19 protein-coding genes are annotated in these 17606 nt (G+C 70.3%); 2 read left to right on the forward strand and 17 right to left on the reverse strand.

The window, feature by feature from the left end; genetic code table 11:
* A complete protein-coding gene (locus LPC08_RS10355; protein ID WP_230453044.1) occupies positions 1–1023 on the reverse strand; it encodes a polyprenyl synthetase family protein in 1023 nt (340 codons plus the stop codon).
* 137 nt (positions 1024–1160) lie between these two features.
* Between LPC08_RS10355 and LPC08_RS10360 the strand changes: the two genes are divergently transcribed.
* Positions 1161–1373: a putative signal transducing protein gene (locus LPC08_RS10360; RefSeq protein ID WP_230452605.1), complete on the forward strand. Its 213-nt coding sequence runs from the start codon at positions 1161–1163 to the stop codon at positions 1371–1373.
* Positions 1370–2119: a tRNA1(Val) (adenine(37)-N6)-methyltransferase gene (locus LPC08_RS10365; RefSeq protein ID WP_230452606.1), complete on the forward strand. Its 750-nt coding sequence runs from the start codon at positions 1370–1372 to the stop codon at positions 2117–2119. Before LPC08_RS10360 ends, LPC08_RS10365 begins: the two co-directional genes overlap by 4 nt.
* Positions 2120–2134: 15 nt before the next feature.
* On the opposite strand, the gene LPC08_RS10370 is transcribed toward LPC08_RS10365, so the two are convergent.
* From LPC08_RS10370 to LPC08_RS10445, 16 genes are all read right to left on the reverse strand, one after another.
* Positions 2135–2419 (reverse strand): hypothetical protein, encoded by a 285-nt coding sequence (locus LPC08_RS10370; RefSeq protein ID WP_230452607.1) that lies wholly within the window; start codon positions 2417–2419, stop codon positions 2135–2137.
* Between the two features lie 297 nt (positions 2420–2716).
* Complete coding sequence (locus tag LPC08_RS10375) at positions 2717–3772, reverse strand: ribonucleotide-diphosphate reductase subunit beta (protein WP_230452608.1); 1056 nt, start codon at positions 3770–3772, stop codon at positions 2717–2719.
* 162 nt (positions 3773–3934) lie between these two features.
* Positions 3935–4159, reverse strand: coding sequence for a DUF2188 domain-containing protein (locus LPC08_RS10380; protein WP_230452609.1), 225 nt, complete (start codon positions 4157–4159; stop codon positions 3935–3937).
* 33 nt (positions 4160–4192) lie between these two features.
* Positions 4193–6061 carry a ribonucleoside-diphosphate reductase subunit alpha gene (locus LPC08_RS10385; protein WP_230452610.1) on the reverse strand — a complete coding sequence of 623 codons (1869 nt, stop codon included), beginning with the start codon at positions 6059–6061 and terminating at the stop codon, positions 4193–4195.
* 386 nt (positions 6062–6447) lie between these two features.
* Positions 6448–7173: a phosphate regulon transcriptional regulator PhoB gene (phoB, locus tag LPC08_RS10390; protein WP_370643328.1), complete on the reverse strand. Its 726-nt coding sequence runs from the start codon at positions 7171–7173 to the stop codon at positions 6448–6450.
* Positions 7174–7181: 8 nt separating this feature from the next.
* The gene (gene phoU, locus LPC08_RS10395) at positions 7182–7916 is read right to left on the reverse strand and encodes a phosphate signaling complex protein PhoU (RefSeq protein WP_230452611.1); all 735 of its coding nucleotides are present in this window, start codon (positions 7914–7916) and stop codon (positions 7182–7184) included.
* A 29-nt stretch (positions 7917–7945) separates the two neighbouring features.
* On the reverse strand, positions 7946–8788 hold the full coding sequence (pstB, locus tag LPC08_RS10400) for a phosphate ABC transporter ATP-binding protein PstB (protein ID WP_230452612.1): 843 nt from the start codon (positions 8786–8788) through the stop codon (positions 7946–7948).
* Between the two features lie 26 nt (positions 8789–8814).
* Positions 8815–9723 carry a phosphate ABC transporter permease PstA gene (gene pstA / locus LPC08_RS10405; protein ID WP_230452613.1) on the reverse strand — a complete coding sequence of 303 codons (909 nt, stop codon included), beginning with the start codon at positions 9721–9723 and terminating at the stop codon, positions 8815–8817.
* Positions 9724–9727: 4 nt separating this feature from the next.
* Complete coding sequence (gene pstC, locus LPC08_RS10410) at positions 9728–10693, reverse strand: phosphate ABC transporter permease subunit PstC (RefSeq protein WP_230453046.1); 966 nt, start codon at positions 10691–10693, stop codon at positions 9728–9730.
* A gap of 150 nt (positions 10694–10843) precedes the next feature.
* Positions 10844–11893, reverse strand: coding sequence for a phosphate ABC transporter substrate-binding protein PstS (gene pstS / locus LPC08_RS10415; RefSeq protein ID WP_230452614.1), 1050 nt, complete (start codon positions 11891–11893; stop codon positions 10844–10846).
* A gap of 235 nt (positions 11894–12128) precedes the next feature.
* Positions 12129–12494, reverse strand: coding sequence for a hypothetical protein (locus tag LPC08_RS10420; protein ID WP_230452615.1), 366 nt, complete (start codon positions 12492–12494; stop codon positions 12129–12131).
* A 213-nt stretch (positions 12495–12707) separates the two neighbouring features.
* Positions 12708–13352 carry an ABC-type transport auxiliary lipoprotein family protein gene (locus tag LPC08_RS10425; protein WP_230452616.1) on the reverse strand — a complete coding sequence of 215 codons (645 nt, stop codon included), beginning with the start codon at positions 13350–13352 and terminating at the stop codon, positions 12708–12710.
* Positions 13349–14383, reverse strand: a complete 1035-nt coding sequence (locus LPC08_RS10430; RefSeq protein WP_230452617.1) for an MlaD family protein — start codon at positions 14381–14383, stop codon at positions 13349–13351. The genes LPC08_RS10425 and LPC08_RS10430 overlap by 4 nt, the downstream gene beginning before the upstream one ends.
* Entirely contained in the window at positions 14383–15156 is a 774-nt protein-coding gene (locus tag LPC08_RS10435; RefSeq protein ID WP_230452618.1) for an ABC transporter ATP-binding protein, read from the reverse strand. Before LPC08_RS10435 ends, LPC08_RS10430 begins: the two co-directional genes overlap by 1 nt.
* 5 nt (positions 15157–15161) lie before the next feature.
* Positions 15162–16319 (reverse strand): ABC transporter permease, encoded by a 1158-nt coding sequence (locus LPC08_RS10440; protein ID WP_230452619.1) that lies wholly within the window; start codon positions 16317–16319, stop codon positions 15162–15164.
* A 225-nt stretch (positions 16320–16544) separates the two neighbouring features.
* Positions 16545–17504 (reverse strand): NAD-dependent epimerase/dehydratase family protein, encoded by a 960-nt coding sequence (locus LPC08_RS10445; protein ID WP_230452620.1) that lies wholly within the window; start codon positions 17502–17504, stop codon positions 16545–16547.
* Positions 17505–17606 lie beyond the last annotated feature (102 nt).

The raw sequence follows: 17606 nt of genomic DNA on the forward strand, positions 1-17606 counted from the left end.
CTACCGGGCGCGGGCGATGCAGAACTCCACGATTCCTGCCAGAGCCCGTCGTTCGGCCCCATCGGGGAAGGCCGAAAGGGCATCGAGGGCGGCCCGGCCGTAATCCCGCGCCCGATCGATCGTCGCCGCCAGGGTCCCGTACCGGCGCATCAGCCCCTGCGCCATATCCAGGTCGCCGGGCTGCTGGTCCCGGTCTTCCAGGACGCGGCGCCAGAACGCCCGCTCCTCCTCGTCACCGCGGGCGAAGGCCAGCAGCACGGGCAGGGTGATCTTGCCCTCGCGGAAGTCGTCTCCGACCGTCTTGCCGAGCTCCGCCTGGCGCGCCGAATAGTCCAGCGCGTCATCCACCAGTTGGAACGCCATGCCGAGATGCCGGCCATAGGCCGCCAGGGCCAGCGCCTCCGATTCCGGCCGGTCGGCCACCACCGCGCCCACCTCCGTCGCGGCAGCGAACAGGGCGGCCGTCTTGCCGGCGATCACCTGGAGGTACTGCTCCTCGGTCGTGGCCGTGTCGTTCTGCGTCACCAGCTGCAGCACCTCGCCCTCGGCGATGGTGGCGGAGGCGGAGGACAGGATCTCCATCACCCGCAGCGACCCGTCCCCTGTCATGATCTGGAAGGCGCGGGCGAAGAGGAAGTCGCCGACCAGAACCGACGCCTTGTTGCCGAACAGCGCGTTGGCGCTGGCCTGGCCCCGGCGCAGCGCGCTCTCATCCACCACGTCGTCATGCAGCAGCGTCGCGGTGTGGATGAACTCCACGCAGGCCGCGAGGGCCACATGGCGCGTGCCGCGATAGCCGCAGAGGCGCGCGGCGGCGAGGGTGAGAAGCGGCCGCAGCCTCTTGCCGCCCGCAGAGACGATATGCGCGGCCAGCTGCGGGATCAGCGCCACCGGGCTGTCCATTCGTTCGACGATCAGGCGGTTGCAGGCCTCCAGATCGTCCCGAACGAGCGACGTCAGGGTCGCCAGGGCAGCTTCCGGATTCTGCGTCTCCTCTCCGGGCAGGAGCAGGTCCCGAAGCATCGGCGTCGCGGCAGCGCTCAAGCAGGCATTGACCTCGCAAAGGGTCCTCGCACCATAGGCGCCGTACGCCGTGCCGCCAAGGCGGGCGCCATCAGGGGCTTGCGAGCGGACCAGCCCCGCCGGGACGAGGAACTGCCATGCGGGTGGTGGCGACCACCAATGACCTGGTCCGCCTGGGCTTCCTGGCTTCCCTTCTGCGCGATGCGGGAATCGAGCCCATCGTGCTGGACCAGCATGTCAGCGCCATGGAAGGCAGCATCGGCGCCTTCCCCCGGCGCCTGGCGGTCCGCGACGGCGATGCCTCGGCCGCTCTGGCCATCCTGCATCAGGCAGGCGAAGTCCCGGGTTGAGCCTCCCCTCCGCGACCGATGCTACCACCGAGGACCGGCTGCTGGATGGCCGGGTCCGGCTCCGCCAGCCGCGCGACGGTCTGCGGGCCGGCCTGGATGCCGTGGTGCTCGCGGCCCGGGTGCCGGCGCGGGCGGGGGAGACCGTGCTGGAGCTGGGCTGCGGCAGCGGTGCCGCCTTCCTCTGCCTGCTCGCGCGTGTCGCCGGAAGCCGGGCCGTGGCGCTGGAACGGAACCCGGCGCTTGCCGCCCTCGCCCGGCACAATGCCGATGAGAACGGCTGGGCGGAGCGGGTGACCGTCCTGACCGGCGACGTGGCCGCGCCGCCCTGGCCGCCCGGTCAGCCCCGCCTGGACCACGCCATGGCGAACCCGCCCTTCTTCACCGCGGGCACGCGACCGCCGAGCGCCGCCCGGGCGGAGGCCATGCATGCCGAACCCCCGGTTTCGCTCTCAGCCTGGACCCGGGCGATGGCCACCGCCTTGCGGCATGGCGGAAGCGGCACGCTGATCCTGCCGGCGGCGCGCCTGGGTGACGGCTGGGCTGCCCTGCGGGAGGCGGGCTTCGGCTCGGTCAGCCTGCTGCCTCTCTGGCCGCGGCCGGGGGTGCCGGCCAAGCGGGTGCTGCTCCGCGGACGACTGGGTCATCGCGGCGAGGACCAGATCCTGCCCGGCCTTGTCCTGCACGTAGAGCCGGGCTGGACCACGGAGGCCCAGGCCGTGCTACGCGGTGCGGCATCACTCGCCTGAGCGATGCCGCACGGATCAGGTGTTGCTTTCGGGGTGGCGGAGAAGCCAGAGGCGCTCATGCGCAGCCACCAGGCTCTCCATGTTCTTGCGCCGGTTCACGTAGGGCTGGATGGGGCGGCGGATCAGCATGAGTTCGAGCAGGCGCAGCAATTCCTCCGCCACCTCGAAATCCTCCTGATCGCAGGCATGGTGGAAGGCGATCAGGATCTTGTCGGACAGCCGCCGCGTCTGGCGGGGCTGGGTCGGGGCAGACCGAGCCACACTTCTCGAAAGGTCACCGCCATCCTCGTCCACCGCCATGCCAGGCGCACCTCAATCCAGAGACAGGGAGGCACGTCGTCCGGTCCACCCCGTATTGTGTATGCTCACCATAACGTGCGGCCATGCCAGGCAAAACCCTGACTGAGGAATGTTGCCACAATTCCGTGTTGTTATGTCACCCAACAAAACGATCTATCACAATTTGGCAGGGCCACGCCGTCACGGGACCAAGCACGCCGCGAATGGGCGCATCCCGGTACCGGTGCCACTGTCCGCCAGCCCGGGAGGGACGGCGCAACACCGTCCCCAAGCCTAGCCAGGGCAGGGCGACGGTTGCTAGTGCCGGATCGCCACATCCATCTCCGGCTGCGGTGCGCCACGGAAGACGGCATCGTCGAAGGCCTCCTCCCAGGTGCCGGTGGTGGAGGCCTTGGAATACTCGGTTGCGCGGTTCTCGAAGAAGTTCGTGTGCTCGACCGCGTTCAGCATCTCGTCCAGCCAAGGCAGCGGGTTCTTCTCGATCTGGTAGAGCGGTTCCAGCCCGAGCTGCTGGAGGCGGCGGTCGGCGATGAAGCGGATGTACTGCTTCACCTCCGGCGCGCTCAGCCCCTGCACGCCGCCGAGCTGGAAGGCGAGGTCGATGAAGGCGTCCTCGTGCTCCACGATGGTCGCGCAGATCAGGTACAGGTCGCGCCGCAGCTCTTCCGTCCAGATCTCCGGATTCTCCTGCACGAAGGTGCGGAACAGCCGGATGACGGAGAGGCAGTGCAGCGTCTCGTCGCGCACGGACCACGTCACGATCTGGCCCATCCCCTTCATCTTGTTGAAGCGGGGGAAGTTCATCAGGATCGCGAAGGAGGCGAAAAGCTGCAGCCCCTCCGTGAAGGCGCCGAAGGCGGCCAGCGTCTTGGCGATCTCCGTCTTGTTCTCGACGGAGAAGGACTGCATGTAGTCGTACTTGTCCTTCATCTCCTTGTACTTGAGGAAGGCGGTGTACTCCGTCTCCGGCATGCCGATGGTGTCGAGCAGGTGCGAGTAGGCCGCGACATGCACCGTCTCGATGTTGCTGAAGGCGGACAGCATCATGAGCACCTCGGTCGGCTTGAAGACCTGGGAGTAGTGCTTCATGTAGCAGTTGTTCACCTCGACATCCGCCTGGGTGAAGAAGCGGAAGATCTGGGTGAGCAGGTTGCGCTCGGCGACGGTCAGATTCTTCTGCCAGTCCTTCACGTCGTCCGCCATCGGCACCTCCTCCGGCAGCCAGTGGACGCGCTGCTGCATCAGCCACGCGTCGTAGGCCCAGGGGTAGCGGAAGGGCTTGTAGACGGGATTGGCGGTGAGGAGGTCGAGCTTCGTCGGCAGCTCGCCTGGGATCATGTGCGTGTCGGGCATCTGGCGGCCTCCTGCGGGCCGGGACGGCCGCCTCGGTGGGCCGCGTCCGGTCGTGGCGTCTTGGGTCGATGGTCTAACGCGCCCGGCCGGCGAAGGCAGGTCGGGAGTTCGTGAGCGCCCTGTGGAACCTGTGGATAGGATCGGGACAGCCGGTCGGGCGTCTCAGCCCTTCGAGGAGGCCGGGTCGTTGCCGTAGCTGTTGCGCTCGCGGATTTGGCCGTCCTCGCCATGGATCAGCAGCTCGCTGCGCTCCCGCATCGCGGCATCGCGACCGGCCGCGATGGCCTCCGCCTGGGTGCGATGGACAGAGGCCGCGCGCTCGCTGCCGGCCGATTTGACCGCCCAGCCGGCCTCGTGTGGAACGACATGCTGGTTCTTGCCCATCATCCCTGCTCCTGCTCCGCGACCCCTACCCCGCCCTCACTGGCAGGCGAGGCATTCCTCGTAGTTGGTGTTGGACGACACGGCGGCCTTCGCCACCAACGGCAGCGGCGCCTGGGCGTCGTTGGCGGCCGGCACGGCGAAGCCCAGGCTGGGCTGGATCGCCACCTTCTCGCTGATCGTGTCGGCGCGCTGGATCGACAGCGAACGGCAGTAGTAGAGCGACTTCACGCCCTTCTTCCATGCCATCATGTGGATCTGGTGCAGGTCGCGCTTGTGCACGTCCGCCGGCAGGAACAGGTTCACCGACTGCGACTGGCAGATGAAGGGCGAGCGGTCGCCCGCATGCTCCACCACCCAGCGCTGGTCCAATTCGAAGGCGGTCTTGAACACCGCCTTCTCCTGCTCCGTCAGGAAGTCGAGATGCTGCACCGAGCCCTTGGTGACGGTGATCGTCGTCCAGGTCTCGTCATCGTCCCGCCCATGCTTCGCCAGCACCTTCTTCAGGTACGGGTTGCGCACGATGTAGGAGCCGGACAGCGTCTTGTGGTTGTAGACGTTCGCCGCGATCGGCTCGATCCCCGGCGAGGAGCCGCCGCAGATCACGCTGATCGACGCCGTCGGCGCGATCGCCATCTTGTTCGAGAAGCGCTCCATGAAGCCGTACTCGGCGGCGTCCGGGCAGGGCCCGCGCTCCTCCGCGAGCTGGCGGCTCGCCGCATCCGCCTGCTCGCGGATGTGGCGGAACATGCGCTTGTTCCAGACCTTCGCCACGACGCTCTCGAAGGGCACGTTCTGCGCCTGGAGGAAGGAGTGGAAGCCCATCACCCCCAGACCGACGGAGCGCTCCCGCATCGCGCTGTACTTCGCCCGCGCCATGGAATCCGGCGCGGTGTCGATGAAGTTCTGCAGCACGTTGTCGAGGAAGCGCATCACGTCCGGGATGAAGCGCGGATCGTCCTTCCACTCGAACCAGGTCTCGAGGTTCAGCGAGGAAAGGCAGCACACGGCGGTGCGGTCCTGGCCGTGCTGGTCGCGCCCGGTGGGCAGCATGATCTCGGCGCAGAGGTTGGAGGTCTTGATCTCCAGCCCGGCGAGCTTCTGGTGCTCCGGCCGCGCGCGGTTCGCGTGGTCCGAATAGATGATGTAGGGCTCGCCCTGCTCGATCCGGGCGGTGAGGATGCGGATCCACAGGCCGCGCGCCGAGACCTTGCGCACCGGCGCGCCGTCCTTCGGACTGGTCAGGGCCCATTCCTCGTCCGCCTCGACCGCGCGCATGAAGGCGTCGGGGATCAGCACGCCGTGGTGCAGGTTCAGCGCCTTGCGGTTCGGGTCGCCGCCGGTGGGCCGGCGGATGTCCACGAACTCCTCGATCTCCGGGTGGGAGACGGGCAGGTACACCGCCGCCGAGCCGCGCCGCAGCGAGCCCTGGGAGATGGCCAGCGTCAGGCTGTCCATCACCCGGATGAAGGGGATGATGCCCGAGGTCTTGCCGTTCTGGCCCACCTTCTCGCCGATCGAGCGCAGATTGCCCCAGTAGGAGCCGATCCCGCCGCCCTTCGCCGCCAGCCAGACGTTCTCGTTCCACAGCCCGACGATGCCGTCGAGGCTGTCATTGGCCTCGTTCAGGAAGCAGGAGATCGGCAGGCCGCGCGTGGTGCCTCCGTTGGACAGGACAGGGGTCGCCGGCATGAACCAGAGCTTCGAGATGTAGTCGTAGATCCGCTGGGCATGCGCCGCGTCGTCGCCATAGGCGCTGGCGACCCGGGCGAAGAGGTCCTGGTAGGATTCCCCCGGCAGCAGGTAACGGTCGTCCAGCGTCGCCTTGCCGAAATCCGTCAGCAGTGCGTCGCGGTCCCGGTCCACCACGACCTGCCCGTGACCCTCCAGCTGTACGGCATCGAACATGGCGGAACTCCTCGAATCGCTTCGAACACTGGCGACGGCTGAATGGGGTGGCGGAGCCATGACCTACCAGATGTGGTGGCCAGCACCGCCGCTGTCCCCAAACCGTAGGGGAAGCGATCAGGGTGGTCGAGGGGTTTCGGCGGATGTTGCTACGGCGCAATGGCAGCCGTGTCGGGTAAGCCACGGATTTTCAGCGGAACCTGCGGGGACGACTCGTGGCGGCCCGCCGCTTCACCAATACGCGACGGCCGTCCCCATCCGTGGTGCACGGGAGGGAGCTGCCGCCGGCCGGCGGCTCCACACCCCCGACCGCTGGCGCATCAGAAGTATTTTCAACGCCGTAGGGCGTCCTGCCGGGGCGTTGCGATTCGCGCCTCCCGGTCGCCTCAGCTCTCCACGTCCAGGGCGTAGCCCGCCGTCCGCACGGTCCGGATGACATCCGCCTCGCCGGGCCCGTTCACGGCGCGGCGGAGGCGACGCACGTGGACGTCCACCGTCCGGGGCTCCACGTGGATGTCCCTCCCCCACACGGCATCCAGAAGCTGCTCGCGGGAAAAGACGCGGCCCGGGTGCTGCATCAGGAACTCCAGCATCCGGTACTCGGTGGGGCCCAGGTGCAGCGCCCGGCCGTTCCGAGTGACGCGGTGCGCATCCTGGTCCATCGCCAGGTCATGCCATTGCAGGATCCCCTTCCCCGGCGTGGCGCCGCTGCGCCGCAGCAGGGCGCGGATGCGCGCCATCAGCGCCTCGATGGCGAAGGGCTTGGCGATGTAGTCGTCCGCCCCGGTGTCGAGGGCCCGCACGGCGTCCTGGTCCTCGGTCCGGGCGGTGACCATGATGATCGGCAGGTCCCGGGTGGCGGGGCGGCGCCGGATCTGGCGGCAGACCTCCAGGCCGGACAGGGCGGGCAGCATCCAGTCCAGCAGGATCAGGTCCGGCCGCTCCTCGGCCACGCGCAGCAGCGCCTCCTGCCCGTCCGTCGCCTCCTCCACCCGGAAGCCCTGGCGCTCCAGGTTGTAGCGCAGCAGGGTCAGCAGCGGCGCCTCGTCCTCCACCACCAGGATGGTGGGACGAGCCCCGGAGACGTCGCTCATGCGCGCCAGGTCGCTCATGCGCCCGCCTACCCCTTCGTCTCGGTGACCGGTGCGCGCACCACCGCGCTGTCGGAGATGTCGGCCTTCGGCCGGTCCTCCGGCAGGGTTTCCCCGCGCACGGCGTAGTAGACGGTCTCGGCGATGTTGGTGGCGTGGTCGCCGATCCGCTCGAAGTTCTTCGCGATGAACAGCAGGTGGGTGGCAGCGGTGATGTTCCGCGGGTCCTCCATCATGTGCGTCAGCAGCTCGCGGAAGATCCCGTTGTACACGTCGTCCACCGGCGCATCCGCGGCCCAGACCCGGCGGGCACTCTCCGCGTCCTCGTTCACCAGCGCGTCGATCGCGTCCTTCAGGTTGCGCTGCACGAGCTGGGCCATCAGTTCGAAGGTGGCGAGCGATCCCAGCACCGGCTGGTGCGAGACGACGACCGCCCGCTTGGCCACGCTGCGGGCGTAGTCGCCGATGCGCTCCAGATCCTGGCTCGCCTTCATCGCCGCCACGATCAAACGCAGGTCGGCGGCCATGGGGGCGCGCAGGGCGAGGAGGCGGACGCAATAGGCCTCCACCTCCCGCTCCAGCGCGTCGATCGGCCCGTCGCGCTCGATCACCTCCCCCGCCGCCGCGGCGTCGCGGCGGACCAGGGCAGCGGCGGCGTCGGCCACCTGGCGCTCCGCTAGCCCGCCCATGCGGGCGAGCAGCTCGCGCAGCCGGGTCAGCTCCTCGCCATAGGACTTCACGATGGTGTTGGGCGGCGTCTGCATCGTCGCGATCCTTCCGGTCCGTCCGGGTGTCAGCCGAAGCGGCCGGTGATGTAGTCCTGGGTGCGCCGCTCGCGGGGCGCGGTGAAGAGCTGCGCCGAGGGAGCCACCTCGATCAGCTCACCCAGGTAGAAGAAGGCCGTCTGGTCGGCGCAGCGCGCGGCCTGCTGCATGTTGTGGGTGACGATGGCGATGGTGAAGTCTTGCTTCAGCTCGTCGATCAGCTCCTCCACCTTGGCGGTGGAGATGGGGTCGAGCGCGCTGGTCGGCTCGTCCAGCAGGATCACCTCCGGCCGCACCGCGATGGTGCGGGCGATGCACAACCGCTGCTGCTGCCCGCCCGAGAGGCCGGCGGCGTTGGTGTCCAGCCGGTCCTTCACCTCGCCCCACAGGGCGGCGCGGGTCAGGGCCCATTCGATGCGCTCGGCCATGTCGGCGCGGGAGAGCTTCTCATGCAGGCGGATGCCGAAGCTGAGGTTCTCTCGGATCGTCATCGGGAAGGGCGTGGGCTTCTGGAAGACCATGCCGACCTTGGCGCGGAGCGCGTTCAGGTCCGTGTCCGGCGCCAGGATGTTCTGTCCGTCGAGCAGCACCTCGCCCTCGGCGCGCTGGCCGGGATAGAGGCTGTACATGCGGTTCAGCACCCGCAGCAGCGTGGACTTGCCGCAGCCGGAGGGGCCGATCATTCCCGTCACCTGCCGGGCGGGCAGGTCCAGGTTGATCCCCTTCAGCGCCGGCTTGTCGCCGCCGTAGTAGAATTTCAGGTCGCGGATGCGCACGCTCGCGTCGTTCAGCGGGGCGTTCCCCGCCGCGACCGGGACGGCGGTGCGGATGGCAGCAGATTGTGAGGCCATATCGGTGGCGGTTCCGCTCATGGTGTCCTCTGTCGCTCGATGCCGGGTCAGCGCCGGGACCTGATGACGCTGCGGGCCGCGATGTTCAGCCCCAGCACGCCCACGGTGATGAGCAGCGCCCCCACCCAGGAGAGCTGGACCCAATCCTCGTACGGCGCGCCGGCATAGGCGTAGATGGTGATGGGAAGGCTGGCCATCGGCCGGGCGAGGTCGATGGACCAGTTGAGGTCGCCCAGGCTGGTGAAGAGCAGCGGCGCCGTCTCGCCGGCCACGCGGGCGACGGCCAGCAGCACGCCGGTGAGGATGCCGGAGGCGGCGGCGCGCCAGCCCACCAGCACGACCATCTTCCACTTCGGCGCGCCCAGCCCGATCACCGCCTCGCGCAGCGTGTTCGGGATCAGGCTGAGCATGTCCTCGGTGGTGCGGACGACGATGGGGATGACGATGACCGACAGCGCCGCGACACCCGCCCAGCCGGAGAAGCCGCCGAAGGGCAGCACCAGGATCTGGTAGACGAAGAGGCCGATCAGGATCGAGGGCGCGGAGAGCAGGATGTCCGAGACGAAGCGCACCGCGAAGCCCAGGCGGGACTTGCCCGCGTATTCGGCCAGGTAGGTGCCGACCAGCATGCCGATGGGCGTGCCGATCAGCGTGGCCAGGAAGACCTGGATCAGGCTGCCGACGATCGGGTTCAGCAGGCCGCCGTTGCTGCCGGGGGGCTTGGTGACCTCCGTCAGCACGTGCAGCGACAGGCCGGAGAAGCCGCGCACCACCAGCGTGAGGAGGATCGAGACCAGGAAGAACAGGCCGACCAGCGTGGCGGCCCAGCCGAAGGCCCGCACGATCATGTCGGTGCGCTTGCGGCTGCGGCCCAGCGCAGCGGCGACGGCGCGGTCCTTGCGCGGGCCGAGCCCCTGGGACGGGCCGCCCGGGAGGGAAGCGGAGGTGGCGCTCATCGGATCAGCCCTTCAGCCGGGACCGCAGCAGCCAGCGGGAGAAGGCCAGCACCACGAAGGAGATGACGAAGAGGATGAAGCCCAGTGCCAGCAGGGCGGAGAGCTTCAGGCTGCCGGTGGAGGCCTCGCCGAACTCCAGCGCGACCAGCGAGGCGATGGTGTTGCCGGGCCCGAAGATCGAGGTGGAGATGCGGTTGGCGTTGCCGATCACGAAGGTGACGGCCATGGTCTCGCCCAGGGCGCGGCCCAGCCCCAGCATGATGCCGCCCACCACGGAGATGCGGGTATAGGGCAGCACCACCCCGCGCATCACCTCCCAGGTGGTGGCGCCCAGGCCGTAGGCGCTCTCCTTGAAGACCGGCGGGACCTGGAGGAAGACGTCGCGCATGGTGGCCGCGATGAAGGGCAGCACCATGATGGCGAGGATGAGGGCGGCGGTGAACAGGCCCGTGCCGAAGGGCGCGCCGGAGAAGAGCACGCCGATCCCCGGCAGCTCGCCCAGCGTGTCGATGATCGCGGGCTGGATGGTCGTCGCCATCACCGGCACGATCACGAAGAAGCCCCACATGCCGTAGATGATGGAGGGCACGGCGGCGAGCAGCTCGATCGCCGTCCCCACCGGGCCGCGCAGCCAGTTCGGCGCCAGCTCGGTCAGGAAGAAGGCGATGCCGAAGGCCGCCGGGACGGCCAGCACCAGGGCCAGGATCGAGGTCAGCAGCGTGCCGTAGATCGAGACGCCGGCTCCGAAGACCTCGGCCACCGGGTCCCATTCGGTCGAGGTGATGAAGGCGGCGCCGAAGGCCCGGAAGGCCGGCAGGCCGCCCAGGAAGAGCTCGATGATGATGGCGCCCAGCAGCAGCAGGACGAAGACGCCGGCGGCGCGGCACAGCCCCGCGAAGACGGCGTCGCCCAGGCCGGAGGTCCGACGGGTGGCGCGGTGCGTGGCGGGCGGGACCGCCGCGCCGCCCATGGCCACGGTATTCAAGGATGCGGACAAGAAGCTGTCTCCCTGGCCGGAAGGGCCGGCCGGGCGGGCATCCCGCCCGGCCGGCCGGCTCCCGCCGACACGTCCTGCTCTGGCAGGGCCGGTACGCGGAAGGCGCGCCGGCCGGGCCTCATCTTATCGCGCCCACACCGGATTGCCGCCGGACCGGACCGCGGCCCAGGTGGCGCGGGCCTGGTTCTGCACCGTCTCCGGCAGCGGGATGTACTCCAGCTCCTTCGCGATGGTGGACCCCTCGCGGAAGGCCCAGTCGAAGAAGGTCAGCACGCCGCGGGCGCGGGCGGCGTCCTGCGGGTCGGCCGGCACCAGGATGAAGGTCGGCGAGACGATCGGCCAGGAGGCGTCGCCCGGCTGGTCGATGATGCTCGCCGCCATGCCCGGGACGGACCAGTCGGCATTGGCGGCCGCGGCCATGAAGGTCTCGGTGGTCGGCTTCACGAACTTGCCGGCCTTGTTGCGCAGTTGCACGGTGGCCAGCTTGTTCTGGGTGGCATAGGCACTCTCGACATAGCCGATGGCGCCGCGCGTGTTGCGCACCGTGCCGGCGATGCCCTCGTTGCCGCGCGCGCCCGCGCCCGCCGGCCAGCGGATGGAGGTGCCGGCACCCGGGCTGCTCTTCCAGCTCGGCGAGACCGCCGAGAGGTAGGAGGTGAAGACGAAGGAGGTGCCGGAGGCATCGGCGCGGTAGACCGGCGCGATCGCCAGGTTCGGCAGGGTGACGCCGCGGTTCATCTCGACCAGCTTCGGGTCGTTCCACTTGGTGACCTTGCCGGCATAGATGTCGGCCAGGATCTCGCCGGTCAGCATCAGCTGGTCCTCGGCGATGCCCGGCAGGTTCACGATGGCCACCACCGCCCCCATGACGGAGGGGAACTGCACCAGCTTCGCCTCGGCCAGCTGCGCCTCGGTCAGCGGGGCGTCGGAGGCGCCGAAATCCACGGTGCGGTTCTTGATCTGGTTGACGCCGGCGCCCGAGCCTACGGACTGGTAGTTGAGCTGGATGCCCTTGGCCTTCGCCGCCTCGCCCCAGCGCTGGTAGACGGGGTTGGGGAAGGAGGCGCCGGCACCCGTGATCTGCACGGGCTGGCCCTGCGCCAGCGCCGCCTGGCGCAGGGCGGGCACCAGGGAGAGCAGCCCGGTGGACAGGAGCAGCGAACGTCGGCGCATGCGGTCATCTCCGTCAGTCACTTATGGGGCAGCCAGGGGCGTCCCTCGCCCGCCTCCTAAGCAGGGGCGGCGACGCGACGGTTTCATTTCTATGAAGCTTTGATGACGTCAGGCGGCGGGCAAGGGCCCGGACATGGCCAGACACGCCGGAATCCCAGCATGGCCTTAAAGTGTTTCGACGGATTGATGACAGACAGGCGACGGGGGCGTGCCCGCAGCCGCAGGCGCCCTTGGCTCAGCCGCGCCCGGCGGCGATATCCCTGGCGAGATCATTGAGCCAGCGCTGGGCGGCAGGGGACAGGTCGGGGGCGACGACCAAGGACCGGGATGCCGCCTGGCGATCCGCCATCACCCTGTCCCAGACCCGCGGGACCACACCACGTGCGGCTGCGCCCGCATGCTGCATCCCGGCCATGGCCGACACAGCCCCGACGCATCCCAGCAAGGCCAGAAGCGCGCGGCGACGATTCCGACGCATCGCACCGGGTTGCGGCGCGGTGACCGGCTGCAACGCCGCTTCAGGACACTCGGCTCGACGCTGCGCCTCGGCCTCGTCCCAGACCTCGTCCCACTCATCACCAGCGTCGGGAAAGCTGCTCATGGCCCTCACGCTGCCTGCGGGACGAAAGACATCGGAGAGGATCTCCCTGCCGGGCATCTCATTAGACTAGCAGGACGACGACATGCAACCTTCGGATGCCGTTCTGCCAGGAACAACGCGTAAACCGACGTGTGATACCCGAACTTCCATCCCGTCAGGTCACCCGCGTCGATGCCGACAACGCAGGGTGGGCCGTGAAGTTCCCTCCTCCCTTCAGCGCAGGTGCTGCGCCAGCACCAGTTCCAGCCCGCCCAGGGCGCGGCCGAGGGCCTCCACCATGGCGGCCGCCTGCGGTGCCGGCAGCAGCGGGCGCTCGGGCGGCAGCAGCGCCGTCCCGGTATTGACGGACTGGGCGACCACGATGGTGTTGCCGCCGAAGGTGCTCTCCCGCAACAGCACGGCGCTGATCGCCGCGCGCGCCTCGCCGCGGCCCAGATCGGCGTGCAGCGCGGTCAGCTCCACCTCCAGCGTGAAGTCGGCGGCGCCGCGGGTGCCGGGTGCCAGCACGGCGGAGAAGAGGCCGGAGGCCACCAGCCAGCGGCGCAACGCCTCCTCCATCCCCTCCGCCGGCGGGGCGGTCCATTCCGCGTAGTATTCCACGCTGACCGTGCCATCCGGGTTGATCGAGCGCAGCAGCCGCCCTTCCAGCCCCGGTGCCGCCCGCGCCAGGCGCACGAGCACGCTGCGCCGGCCAAAGCCCGCCCTTGCCGGTCCCTGGCGGAGCGGCAGCAGCGTAAAGCGCAGCGGCTCGACATACGGGGTCTGGAGGGCGGAGCAGGCCGCCAGCCCCGGCAGCGCCAGCGCCGCCGCGGACAGGAAGGCCCGGCGGCCGGGGACGCGGATGGGTGCTGCCGTCATCGGCCTCTCTCCCTTGCCCAGTCGGGCACCGGCGGCGGCGCGCCGAGAATCGCCTGGGACGGCGCCCGGCGCAGCATCTCCGTCGTGTCTCGCAGGTTGGATGCGGTGGCGCGCAGGTCGCGCATCACCGGCGCCAGGTCGGAGTTCACATCCGTCGTGACCCCGCGGGCGGAGCGCAGGGTGCGCTCCAGCGACGTCACCGTATCGGGCAGGCGCCGCATCGCCACGCTCGCCTGCTCGGATGCCTCGCGGATCGAGCGCAGGGTGGCCTGGATGTCCCGCGAGCCGACGACGGCGCGGGCGTCACGCACCGCCGCGCGCGCGTCGGCGACGAGGCCGGGCAGGTCGGCCGCGACGGTCGCGCGCTGCACGTCGGCGACCAGGGCGTCGATCCCCTTCAGCGCCTGGGCGAGGGAGCCGTCCTTCAGCTCATGGCGCAGATCCGCCAGCAGGCCCTCGATGTTGCCGGCGATGGCCTCGATCGGGATGTTCTCCAGCCGCCGCACCAGCGCCTGCGCCGCGTCCTGCACCTGGGCAACGGTGGAGGGGACGGACGGGATGATCGGATGCTGCGGCTGCCAGGGGACCGCCTCGACCGGGAAGCGGTCCGGGTCCACGAAATCCAGCTCGATGTAGCTCACGCCCGTGATGCCCTGGCTGGCCAGCCGGGCCCGCAGGCCATAGCGCACCCCCTGTTCGATGTTCGGCGTTTCCTGCCCGAGGCGCTCGGGGTCGAGGCCGAAGCGGACCACCACCAGCTGGAAGGCCGACTGGAAGGGTGCGCCCCCCGGGCTGCGGTAGACCGAGTTGGCCAGGGTGATCTCCGTCACCCGGCCCAGCGCCACGCCGCGGTAGCGGACCGGGGCACCGACCTCCAGCCCCTGCACGCTCTCGCGGATATAGGTTTCCAGCACCGTGGAATCGTTGCTCAGGCGCCCGGCGGTGAAAAACAGCACGAAGCCAACGCCCAGCGCGATGCCGGCGAGGATGAGGAGACCCACCCGCAGGTAGAGGCCACGGCCAGCGGCCATCACCCGGCCTCGCGCCGGAAGAAGTGCCGGACCGTCTCGTTGGGCGGATCATCGCGCAGCTTGCGGGGGTCGCCCTCGGCGATGATCCCCTTCGCCGCCTTGTCCAGCATGATGCAGCGGTCTCCGATCGCCAGGATGGACTGCAGCTCGTGGGTCACCACGACGAAGGTGGTGCGCAGGTCGCGCGCCAGGTCGCGGATCAGCTGGTCCAGCCCGGCGGAGGTGATGGGGTCGAGCCCGGCGCTGGGCTCATCCAGGAACAGCACGGGCGGGTCAAGGGCCATGGCGCGGGCGATGCCGGCCCGCTTGGCCATGCCGCCCGAGATCTCGGCCGGCAGCCGGTTGGCGGCGTCGGACAGCCCGACCAGGCCCAGCTTCATCAGCGCCACGGCCTCCCTGGCCTCGGGCGGCAGGCGGGTATGGGCCTCCAGGGGCAGCATCACGTTCTCCAGCAAGGTCATGGACCCGAACAGCGCCCCCGACTGCCACATGACGCCCAGGCGCTTGAGCAGGTTGCGCCGCCCCTCCCCGTCCACCGCCTTCCCGTCCGGCCCGGCCATCTCCTCGCCGAGGATCTCGATGCGCCCCGCCGTGGGCGGGAACAGCCCGATCAGCAGCTTCAGGAGGGTGGACTTGCCGCAGCCGGACCCGCCCAGGATCACGAAGACCTCGCCGGCCCGCACCTCGAAGGTGACGTCGCGGAACAGCACGTTGGTGCCGAACTGCATCGCCACCTTCTCCACCCGGATGACGGGCTCCGCCGCCCCCGACACGCCGCTCAGATCCCCAGCCGGTAGATCAGCACGGCGAAGATGCCGTCCAGCACCACGATGGCGACGATGCCGCCCACCACGGCCTGGGTCGCCGCATCGCCCACCGCGCGCGGGCCACGCCCGGCTTGCAGGCCGGCGCGGCAGCCGATGCCGGCGATGGCCAGGCCGAAGACGGCCGCCTTCACCAGCCCCTGGGCCAGGTCGCCGATGCCCATGCCCGCCTGGAGCTGGTTGGTCACCATCACCAGGGGATAGCCGATGCTGAGCATCACCCCGGTCATGCCCGCCAGGCCGGCGATGTTCATCAGCAGGGCCATCACCGGCATGGCCAGCGTCGCGGCCAGCAGGCGGGGCAGCACCAGCATCACCATGGGGTCGATCCCCATGATGCGCAGGGCGTCGATCTCCTCGTTCACCGTCATGGTGCCCAGTTCGGCGGCGAAGGCGGAGCCGGTCCGGCCGGCCAGGATCACCCCGGCCAGCAGCGGCCCCAGCTCCCGCAGCAGCGAGATGCCGACCAGGCGCGGGATGAAGATCTCGGCGCCGAACTGGCGCATGGGGATGGAGGACTGGAAGGCCAGGATCAGCCCGATCAGCACGCCCAGTAGGACCACCAGCCCGAAGGAGCGGGTGCCGACCTCGTCCAGGTGGCGGAACAGCTCCGCGATCCGCACGTCGCGCGGGCTGCGGGCCGCGTTGACCAGCGTCGCGGCGGTCTCCCCCACGAAGGCGATGCCGGCCAGGATAGCCTTCCACCGTCCCACGCCCCAGGCTCCCAGCGCCGCCACCAGCGGCAGCCGCCGCGCGCCCGAAGCCGGCGCGGGCCCGGCCAGGGCGCTGCGGGCCCGCTCCAGCACCGCGGCCACCCGGTCGTCCGCGCCCTCGATCGGGATGCCGCCCGTGGTCCCCGGGGCCGCATCGGGCCCGGCCGGCTCGCCGCTTCCCTCCCCGGCCGCGGCGGCGCGCAGCACCAGGGTCGCGCCGGTCGTGTCCAGCGCGGTGAGTCCGGACAGGTCGATGCGCCGGGCCTGCCGCGCCTCGGACAGGGTCCGGTCCCAGAGCGGCGCGGCCGTGCCGGTCGTCAGCGCCCCCGTGAGCCGCAGCACGTCACCGGCCTTCTCCACCGACGGTGCCGCCGTGGCCGCGTCCTTGCCCTCGTCCATGCCCCTTCCCGGCCCTGGCCCGCCCGCCCCTGCCAAGGCGGCGCCGGGACGGGCGCTGTCGCGTGATGACCGAGTCCGCCCAGACGGTGGCGCGACCCAGCAGCGGTGTAGGACGCCCGCCTGCCGAAGGCCAACGCGCCACAGGCCACACAATCCCGTGCCCAGCGGACCGCCTCCGATCCGAACCGGGCGCGGTCGGCCGGTGCCGGGCGCGGCCTGCCCGGGTCAGCCCGGGGCCCGCTCCTTGGGCGACAGGTAGTCCGCGTCATGGGCGAAGGGCAGCGGCGCGTCGTCGCGCAGCGCGGCCAGCACGGCGGCAAAATCCGTCTCGCAGCGGAAGCCCAGCAGCCGCTCCGCCCGGCCCGGGTCGTAGACCCGCCCGATCCGCGGCGGCAGCGACCAGCCCCGCCGGCGGTACAGGGCCGGAGCCTCAGGGAAGTGGCGGGCGACCACCATGGCGGCGTCCCGCCGCAGCGCCTGCGCCTCCGCACGCCGGAACGGCGGCGGGGCGGAGAGGATGAAGGTGCCGAAGCCGATCGCCGGGGCCCGTTCCAGCGCCAGCACATGCGCGCGCGCCGCGTCCTCCACCGTCAGGCGGCGGTGCAGGAACTCGTTCGCCTTCATGTTCGGGCCGGACAGCTCGCGATGCGTGTCGTCCTCCTCCGGAAAGAAGCGCGCGGTGCGCAGGACCAGGCAGGCCAGGCCGTGCTCGCGGTGGAACAGGCGGCACAGCCCCTCGGCGGCGAGCTTGGTCACGCCGTAGATGTTGCGCGGCTCCACCGGACCGGAGTCCTCGTCCAGCCAGATGGCGGCATCGCCCCGCTCCTCGCGGATCGCCTGGGTGATCATCAGCGAGGTGGTGGACGTGAAGATGAAGCGGTCATGCCCCGCCGCCACCGCGGCCTGCAGCAGGTTCAGCGTGCCGCCGATGTTGGCCGCCACGAAATCCTGCGGCGGATAGCGGGCGATGTCGGGCTTGTGCAGCGCGCCACCATGCACCACCGCCTCGATCCCGTGATCGGCGAAGGCACGCTCCACCACCGCGCGGTCTGCCACGGAGCCGATGACCCGCGTCTCCACCCCCGGCGCGATGTCGAGGCCCACGACCTCGTGGCCGGCCGCTCGGAGCCGCGGTGCCAGGAAGCGGCCGAGCCATCCCGAGGAGCCGGTGAGCAGGATCTTCATGCCGCCCTCGCCTGTCGCCGCATCACGCGAGCCCGCTGCGGTAAGCATGCCGCCCCGGCCTGGGCAACGGGGGGCACGGGCGCCGGTCCCTCGCCCCCGGCA

It is taken from the genome of Roseomonas sp. OT10 (assembly GCF_020991085.1).
In the GTDB taxonomy this organism is placed as follows: Bacteria; Pseudomonadota; Alphaproteobacteria; order Acetobacterales; family Acetobacteraceae; genus Roseomonas; species Roseomonas cutis.